Source organism: Paenibacillus cisolokensis, from assembly GCF_050481165.1.
Classification (GTDB): Bacteria; Bacillota; Bacilli; order Paenibacillales; family Paenibacillaceae; genus Paenibacillus_AH; species Paenibacillus_AH cisolokensis.
In genome coordinates this window covers 1-8,502 of sequence record NZ_JBCNFP010000096.1, presented here as the reverse complement: position 1 = coordinate 8,502, position 8,502 = coordinate 1, and the positions used below count along the sequence as shown (strand labels likewise).

Below are 8,502 nucleotides of genomic sequence, written 5' to 3'. Positions count from 1 at the left end.
TCTAATGACATTTATATAGAAGATTCCATTCTGCTCCCTGAGGGAAAATCCAGAACATGACGGAATAAACGCGCGGCGTCCCTCCAACAATAAAAAAGGCTTCAGCGCCGATGCGGCTGACTGGAGACTTCACCCTGCACAGGAGGACAAACATGAATTACTTTTCGGGCAATCAGGGGACGTTTCAAAATCAGCAAAACCAGCAGAAATACCAGCCGGTAGGTTTCGTACAGTCTCAATATAAAGGCGGCATTTCCAAGCGCAGCGCCGGCCCGGTTATTTCGCACACCGGCTACCAGGCTTCCGCGCAGCAGCAGTTCGGCCAACAACAAGCCCAAAGCTTCGGCATGGCCCAATCCGGGATGCAGCAGCAATGGCAGCAATCCGGTATGAATCAATCGATTTCGAGCCGTACCGGCGCCGGTCCGGTCATTTCCCGCGTCGGCTACCAGGCCGGCCAGAACAACCAGTTCAACCAGGCACAAAGCGGCTTTGCGGCCCAAAATCAGCAGCAGCACAGCCAACCGGTCATTTCTCACGCAGGTTATACGGCCGGCCAAGGCGCTCAAAATCCGGTTATCCAGGCAACGACAGCGAATTTCGGCCAGCAGCAATCCTGGTCCGGCGCTTCGTCTCAGCAGCAAGCGTCCGCTTCGTATCATCCGGTGTACCAGGCGACGAACGCCCAAAACTCGGGACCGGTATATTCGCATGTCGGCTACCAGGCCGGCGCGCAGCAGCGCCAATTCTAATCCCGCTTCGGGCAGGGAACTGAAGCTATGGATGACGGGTCGGCAGCGGCCCGTCTTTCGCTCGTTTTTTGACAAATCGAAATCAAGCGCTTAACATCGTTATTGGATGTTGAGAACGGCAAAATAGGGAGGGAAGGGGGAACGGGATGAATTTCATGGGAGGCTTGCAGCAGCTTGGCCGTTCGTTTATGCTGCCGATGATCGTACTGCCCGGCGCGGCCGTATTTTTAAGCCTTAGCGAGTTGCCTTGGGATCGTCTCGGTTTTCCCGGCATGTCCGGCTATTTGCTGACGGCCGGTCAGGCGCTGTTTTTATTTTTGCCCTATCTGTTCGCGCTCGGCGTCGCACTCGGCATGTCCGGCAATTCGCCGGCGGCCGGACTCGCGGCGCTGGCCGGCATGTTTATTTACACCGGCATCGTCGGCTCCAGCGACCATCCGATCGAGCCGAGCGTGCTCGTCGGGTGTCTGATCGGCGTCGTTTCGGGCTATAGCTATGAAAGGTTTAAAGACTTCAAGCTTCCGGAATATATACAGTTTTTCGGCGGTCCGCGGTTCGTTCCCCTGTTCGTCAGCATATTGTCGCTCATCTTTTCGATCGGGATGGTCGGCCTTGCGCCGCATCTGGAAACCGGTTTGATCCGTCTCGGCCATATCGTCGATTCGGCCGGCGGCTTCGGCGTATTTCTGTACGGATTTTTGCACCGCATTCTGGTCGTGTTCGGACTGCATCATTTGCTTAATCATGTGTTCTGGTTTCAAGTGGGCGGCTACGAGACCGCCGGCGGCGGGATGGTTTACGGCGATCTGCCCCGTTTTTTTGCCGGCGACCCGACTGCCGGCGCTTTCATGGCCGGTCTGTATCCGACGATGATGTTTGCGCTGCCGGCGATCGCCTTCGCGATCATTCAGGAAGCGCGCGAAGACCTGAAGCCGAAAATCCGCAAGACGTTTTTGTCCGCGGCGTTGGCGGCGTTTTTGACAGGAGTCACCGAGCCCGTCGAATTCGCGTTTCTGTTCGTCGCACCTTATCTGTTTATCATTCATGCCCTGTTATCCGGCTTTGTCATGTGGTTTGTTTACGAGCTCGGCATCCGTCACGGCTTCTCCTTTTCGGCCGGCGCGATCGATTTTATTCTCAACGAGCATCTGGCCACCCGCGGCTGGCTCATCCTTCCGATCGGGCTCGTGTTCGGGCTTTTTTACTATATTTTGTTTCGCTGGGCGATCCGGAAATTCCGCATTCCGACCCCCGGCCGGGAAGAAGGCTCGCTGCTGGACGATTTCGCCGGGGATATCCCTTATCGGGCCCCGCTTATTTTGCAAGCCATCGGCGGCAAGGACAATATCGTGCAGATGGAGGCGTGCATTACGCGGCTCCGGCTGAGGCTTGCCAACGACCGGCTGGTCGATATCAACGCGCTGCGCAACCTCGGCGCGGCAGGCGTCATCAAGCTCGGAGGCGGTTACGTCCAGGTGGTGTTCGGCACATTCTCCGAGCTGATCCGGGCCGAAATATTGAAGGTAATCCAGCGCGACCAGCATCAGGTCCAATTCAATTCGCCGCTGCAAGGCCGAATGATCCCGCTCGAGGAAGTGCCCGATCCGATATTCGCCGGCAAAATCGTCGGCAACGGCGTCGCCTTCCTGCCGGAACGCGGTGAACTCGTATCACCGGTGAAGGGGAAAGTCGTGCATATTTATCCGACGATGCACGCCATCGGCCTGCAGACGCCCGAAGGGCTCGAAGTGCTGCTGCATATCGGCATCGACACGTCGGGATTGAAGGATCAGCAATATTTTCATGCCGTCGTGAAGGAAGGCGATATCGTCAATCCGGGCCAGTTGCTCATCCGGTTCGATATCCAGCGGTTGCGGAAAGTTTGCAAATCGCTGGCGACGCCGATGGTCATCACCAATCCGGACAAGGTCCGCTCATGGCGGTTTGCGCCGTTTAAAATGTGCAAAAAAGGGCAGTCATCCGTTATGTCGGTCGTACTTAAAGAGAGAAACGGTGGGGGGGAAACGCGATGATTCAAGGTATTGGAGCGTCATCGGGAATCGCGATCGGCAAGACGTTCGTATTGCCAAATTGGGAGTGGGATCTGCCGGAGCAAAAAATCGACGTCGCCGATCTGGCCCGCGAATTCGACCGGCTGTACGAAGGCATTCGCACTTCGAAAAGCGAAATCGAGCAAATGAAGGACGAACTGCGCGAAGTGGTCGGAACCGACGAAAGCCAAATTTTCGACGCCCATCTCGCGATACTGGACGACCCGGTCTTTATGAACGAAATTCGGGGAATCATTCAGCGGCAATACAAGGCGGCCGAAGTTGCCGTCAAGGAAGCGATCGATCATTTTGTAACGATGTTCGATCTGCTCGACGACGATTACATGAAGGAGCGCGCCCTCGACATTAAAGATGTCGGCAACCGGCTGCTGAAGCATTTGCTCGGCGCTCCCGAAATTACGCTGCCGTCGGATACCCAGCCTTTCATCCTGGTGGCCAGGGAATTATCGCCTTCGCAGCTGGCGAATCTGAACCCGAACCATGTGCTCGGCATCGTTACCTACGGGGGCAGCACGACGTCCCACTCGGCCATTATGGCCCGGGCGCTCGGCATTCCGCTCGTCGTCGGGCTGGAGTCGAAGCTCGACAGCCAGACCGAGCCGATTCAAACCGGCGATATGATCATTATCGACGGCGGAGACGGCACCGTCTATCTCAATCCGGACGAGGCGACGATCGAACGCTATACGGCGCTGCAGAAGAAGCAGCGGGAAGACAAGCAGAGACTGCGCCGTATTGCCGGCATTCGTCCGGTTACCCCGGACGGCAAGGAAGTGGAGCTGGCGGCCAACATCAGCTCGCTGAAGGAGCTCGAAGTCGCGCTTGGCAGCGGCGCCCTCGGCGTCGGCCTGTTTCGGACCGAATTTCTGTATATGGACCGGATCCGGTTTCCGCACGAGGACGAACAGTTCGACGTTTACCGCAGCGTCGCCGAGAAGCTGGAGGGCCGTCCGCTCATTATCCGTACGCTGGACATCGGCGGCGACAAGCAGCTCGATTATTTTGAAATTCCGGAGGAGGACAACCCGTTTCTCGGGTACCGGGCCATTCGCATCTGCCTCGACCGGCGGGACTTGTTCAAAACGCAGCTGCGCGCCATTTTGCGGGCAAGCCATTTCGGCTGCGTGAAAATTATGTATCCGCTCATTTCCTCGGTCGAGGAAGTGCGCGAGGCGAACAGCGTGCTGGCCGAAGCGAAGATGGAGCTCGACCGGGAAGGGGTGCCGTACGATCGCCAGACGCAGGTGGGCGTAATGATCGAGGTGCCGGCTGCGGTCCACATTGCCGATCTGCTGGCCGAAGAAGTCGATTTTTTCAGCATCGGCACGAACGATCTCGTTCAGTTTACACTGGCCGTCGACCGGATGAACGAGCAAATTTCCCATATGTACGAGCCGTTTCATCCCGCTCTGCTGCGCATGCTCAAGATCACCGTGGAAGCGGCGAAGCGGGCCGGCATACCGGTCGGCGTATGCGGGGAAATGGCCGGCGACCTGAAAGCTCTCCCGATTTGGCTGGCGCTTGATATCGACGAACTGAGCATGTCGGCGCATTCGATTTTGCCTGTCAAGGAACGGCTCCTTCGGACGAAGCAGTCGGCCAGCCGCGAGCTGCTGCCGGAGCTGCTCAATTGCCGGACAAGCAGGGAAATCCATCAGCTTCTGCAGAAATTTATGGAAGGCGTCGATAAAGAGCAAGCCGCCTCTTCCGGGCCGGAAGAGACGGCTTGAGGCGAGGGCGGCGATTACCGGCTGGGCTGCCGGCGGAGGTTAGCTTCGGCTTGCGCGAAGCGCTTCGACGAACGCTTTGGCATACGGCGGAAGATCCGGCGGCCGGCGGGCGGAGATCAGGTTGCCGTCGACGACGACCGGCTCGTCGAACCAGCGCGCTCCGGCATTTTCCATATCGTCGCGAATGCCCGGCGTCGAGGTGACGTTGCGTCCGTTCAGAATGCGGGCGGAGATGAGCACCCAGCCGGCATGGCAAATTTGCCCGATCGGCTTGCCCGCCTCGTTCATTTCGCGGATAAAGGCGAGCACCTCGGGATAACGCCGGATTTTGTCCGGCGCCCAGCCGCCGGGAACGAGCACGCCGTCGCAGGACGCGCTGTCCAGTTCTCCGTACGAAAGATCGGAGGTTGCCGGCACGCCGTACTTCCCGATATAGGTCCGGCCTTTCTCGGGCGCGGCGAATCGGACGGTAGCCCCTTCTTCGCGCACGCGATAGACGGGGTACCACAGCTCGAGATCTTCGAATTCGTCATCCAGAAGACAGATGACGGATTTACCTTGAAGCGTCATAATTGAAATCCCTCCCGAAATGATTGGTGATCGGCATAAGAGCTTGGCTCAAGTGCCAGAGACGGCACAGCCGTTTATCGTTTATGCCTGGCCAGAACTTATTTTATTGTAGCGAAGGAGTTGCGATGAAGCAAACCGATCAGCGGCAAACGGGCCGCTTCCGGCGTCTGTGGCGCTGGCTGCCGGCCGTCGCGTGGATGGCCGTCATCTTTGTCTTGTCCGGCCGGGAAGGCGACGAATTGAATACGGTGCTTCCGTTGTTCCAGCAATGGATGCCGTGGATGGAAAGCTTTGACTGGGGACATTATTTCGCCTATTTTATTTTGGCTCTCGCATTCGATTTTGCGCTAGGCGGCCGGGCGGACCGCTGGTCCGGCAAGCTGTTCATTGTGGCGCTGTGCGGACTGTACGGGGTGACGGACGAATACCATCAATCGTTCGTCGACGGACGGACGCCGGATGTGCTCGATTTGCGCAATGATTGCATCGGCGCCGCCATGGCCGTCGCGCTGACGGCGATTCCTTTCATCCGGAAGCGGTGGCGGCGAATCGCGCCGTGACGTTCATTGCCCCGCCATAGTAAAAATTTCATGAAAACGGCGGGAAGGATTTTTTGCAAAAAAGGTCGAATGTTCTTCTACATGTCGTTCTCTGCCGGTTCGGCGACGCACTCGTCCGGCGGATGCCAGTAGAAGGAGTGACCAGCTTTGCGAAAACGGTGTTCCTGCGGCGACATCATGACGGTGAAGCTTCGCACGGTCATATACTCGGGCAAAGTGGAAATTAACAATGTACCGATTTATTCCTGCCCGTCATGCAGCCGGAGCGAAGTGTTTCCGGAAGTAAAATCGGATCTGACCGGACTGATCGGCCAACTCGGTGAAGAGCCAAAAAAGCAAACCTTTCTGTTTAACGAATGGAATGAGTGGGCAAATTTGTTGGTAGAGTCTGTTATCGGGCACAAGATGCCCGATCTCGAACAGGTGGAGCGTCTGATCGAGGAACGGATCGATGAGCTGCTCGATTTGTACCTGATTGCTTGCCGGCTCGGCGACGAAGCGTGGAAAGCGGATTTGAATAAACGGTTGTCACAGATCAGCCGCAGGTATACCCTTACATAGGTTGGGGAATTTGGAGTTTGAAGAGGAGAGAGGGAAATGGCGAACTATCGCACGCTGACGACGGTCGAGCAATGGAACGAAGCGTTCCGGGCAAGCGCGGAGAAACCGCTGCTCGTATTCAAGCACAGCACGCGCTGCCCGATCAGCGCCGGCGCCTATGAAGAATGGGGCAAATGGCTGGAAGACTCGGCGGATCTCGGGATCGGCCATGTCCTCGTCCGCGTTATCGAGGAACGGCCGGTATCGAATGCCATCGAGGAAGCGACGGGCGTGAAGCATGCTTCGCCCCAAGTCATTTTGGTCAAGGACGGCAAGGCCGTATGGAACACGTCTCACTGGAACATAACGTACTCCTCGCTTGACGAGCAAGTCCGGCAACATTGCGGAAAGTAAAAATTTGTCGTATCATTAACGGTAACGTTTAATCGGATGAACAAAATTTGAGTTAATGGAGAGAAGGATAGTGACGGTAACTATTTATGACGTGGCGCGGGAAGCAGGCGTATCGATGGCGACTGTTTCCAGGGTGGTCAACAACAACCCGAACGTAAAGCCGCAAACGCGAAAAAAAGTATATGAAGCCATCGAACGTCTCGGCTATCGTCCGAATGCGGTAGCCCGCGGATTGGCAAGCAAGAAGACGACGACGGTTGGCGTTGTCATTCCGGACATTTCGAACGCGATATTCGCGGAAGTGGCGCGCGGTATCGAAGATATCGCCAACATGTATCATTACAACATTATTTTGTGCAACTCCGACAAGAAGAAGGAGAAGGAAATCCGCGTTATCAACACGTTGCTGGAGAAGCAGGTAGACGGTCTGCTGTTTATGGGCGGCGCGGTAACGGACGAGCATCTGCAGGCGTTCAAGACGGCCAATGTGCCGATCGTGCTCTGTGCGACGACCGACGAGAACGGCGTTATTCCTTCCGTCGATATCGACCATGAAGCTGCCGCATACGATGCCGTATCCACATTGATTGCCCAAGGACATAAGCGGATCGCCATGATCAGCGGCACGCTGCAGGATCCGTCGGTCGGCTTTGCCCGTTTCAGCGGATACAAGCGCGCCTTGGAGCAAGGCGGTCTGAAGTATGACGAGACGCTCGTTCGCATCGGCAACTACCGGTACGAATCGGGCGTGGAAGCGATGAACTATTTTCTCGACTTGCCGGAGAAGCCGACCGCCGTATTTTCGGCAACGGACGAAATGGCGATCGGCGCCATTCATGCGATACAAGACCACGGCTTGAAGGTGCCGGCGGACATTTCCGTGATCAGCGTAGACAACAGCCGGATGGCGTCCATGGTTCGTCCGCAGCTGACGACCGTCGCCCAGCCGATGTACGACATTGGCGCGGTATCGATGCGTCTGTTGACAAAGCTGATGAAGAAGGAGAACGTCGAGCAGTCGAAAGTGGTGCTGCCTCATGAAGTCATCTCCCGCCAGTCGGTCGCGCAAGCCAAGGGCTGATGCGCAAGCGGGAGCAGAAGCGCGGAGGGAGGGGCTCGATCGGGATGAGCCCCGGCGAAACGCTTGCAATCGGCATTGGCATCCGAAGGAGAAGCCGCCTCCCGTCATTTTGACGGCGACAGGCGGCTTTTTTAATTTCCAATTTGCCTCTAACCGTCCGCCGGTGAGTTCCGCTATCTGTCCAATCGTCGCCCGTCCGCCGGTATATTTCGCCATCTGTCAAATCGTCTCCCGTCCGTCGGTGCTTTCCGCCTTCCGTCAAACGTGGCCCGTCCGTCGATGCTTTCCGTCTTCCGTTAAACGTCTCCGGTCCGTCGGTGCTTTCCACCTTCTGTCAAACGTCTCCGGTCCGTCGGTGCGCCTCGCCTTCAGCACCCATCTCCCAGCAGGTTGTGTTGGCAAAAAAGTTGCAAAAGTACAGGAATTTTGACCCAAATAAGTAAATATAGCACAAAATACTGCAAAAATACAGTAATTTTTTGTGATTTTCGTTTATTTGGCTTGAACGGATCACAAAAACTGCATTTTCGCAGGAATTTTCATGTTTTGGTTATTTTACGTCCGAAAAAATTGCATTTTTGCAACTTTGTTCTGCCCATGCCTTGTCCAGGCGGCGCTTCGCTATTTTCTCACTTTCCTGTTCGATCTTGTTTGCTGCCTTGCGATGAATGCGCATTCAACGGTGATTCGACGGCTTCTCTACTGCGATTATAGCGATAAACTGTAACTAACTGCGATACTGCATTAACTGCATTAACTGCAACTATCTTGAAAATCTAAGTA

At 56.0% G+C, this 8,502-nt stretch carries 8 protein-coding genes; 7 read left to right on the top strand and 1 reads right to left on the bottom strand.

Translation table 11 applies throughout. The features are described 5' to 3' along the window. Positions 1-152: 152 nt before the first annotated feature. The 3 genes from ABEV74_RS15895 (at position 153) to ptsP (ending at position 4,554) form a co-directional block, all read left to right on the top strand. Positions 153-752, top strand: coding sequence for a hypothetical protein (locus tag ABEV74_RS15895; protein WP_062492460.1), 600 nt, complete (start codon positions 153-155; stop codon positions 750-752). A 146-nt stretch (positions 753-898) separates the two neighbouring features. After that, positions 899-2,785: a glucose PTS transporter subunit IIA gene (locus tag ABEV74_RS15890; protein ID WP_062492461.1), complete on the top strand. Its 1,887-nt coding sequence runs from the start codon at positions 899-901 to the stop codon at positions 2,783-2,785. Then, positions 2,782-4,554: a phosphoenolpyruvate--protein phosphotransferase gene (gene ptsP, locus ABEV74_RS15885; RefSeq protein WP_430147390.1), complete on the top strand. Its 1,773-nt coding sequence runs from the start codon at positions 2,782-2,784 to the stop codon at positions 4,552-4,554. The genes ABEV74_RS15890 and ptsP overlap by 4 nt, the downstream gene beginning before the upstream one ends. Before the next feature lie 39 nt (positions 4,555-4,593). Here the strand turns inward: ptsP and ABEV74_RS15880 are convergent, their stop codons facing one another. After that, on the bottom strand, positions 4,594-5,124 hold the full coding sequence (locus ABEV74_RS15880; protein ID WP_062492463.1) for a type 1 glutamine amidotransferase domain-containing protein: 531 nt from the start codon (positions 5,122-5,124) through the stop codon (positions 4,594-4,596). A gap of 125 nt (positions 5,125-5,249) precedes the next feature. On the opposite strand from ABEV74_RS15880, the gene ABEV74_RS15875 reads away from it, so the two are divergent. The 4 genes from ABEV74_RS15875 to ccpA all read left to right on the top strand — a co-directional run bounded on the left by ABEV74_RS15875 (position 5,250) and on the right by ccpA (position 7,719). Then, the gene (locus ABEV74_RS15875; protein ID WP_430147388.1) at positions 5,250-5,684 is read left to right on the top strand and encodes a VanZ family protein; all 435 of its coding nucleotides are present in this window, start codon (positions 5,250-5,252) and stop codon (positions 5,682-5,684) included. Positions 5,685-5,831: 147 nt separating this feature from the next. Next, the gene (locus ABEV74_RS15870; RefSeq protein ID WP_430147386.1) at positions 5,832-6,245 is read left to right on the top strand and encodes a hypothetical protein; all 414 of its coding nucleotides are present in this window, start codon (positions 5,832-5,834) and stop codon (positions 6,243-6,245) included. Between the two features lie 36 nt (positions 6,246-6,281). After that, positions 6,282-6,638: a bacillithiol system redox-active protein YtxJ gene (gene ytxJ, locus ABEV74_RS15865; protein WP_213526683.1), complete on the top strand. Its 357-nt coding sequence runs from the start codon at positions 6,282-6,284 to the stop codon at positions 6,636-6,638. Between the two features lie 70 nt (positions 6,639-6,708). Continuing rightward, positions 6,709-7,719, top strand: a complete 1,011-nt coding sequence (ccpA, locus tag ABEV74_RS15860; protein ID WP_430147383.1) for a catabolite control protein A — start codon at positions 6,709-6,711, stop codon at positions 7,717-7,719. Positions 7,720-8,502 lie beyond the last annotated feature (783 nt).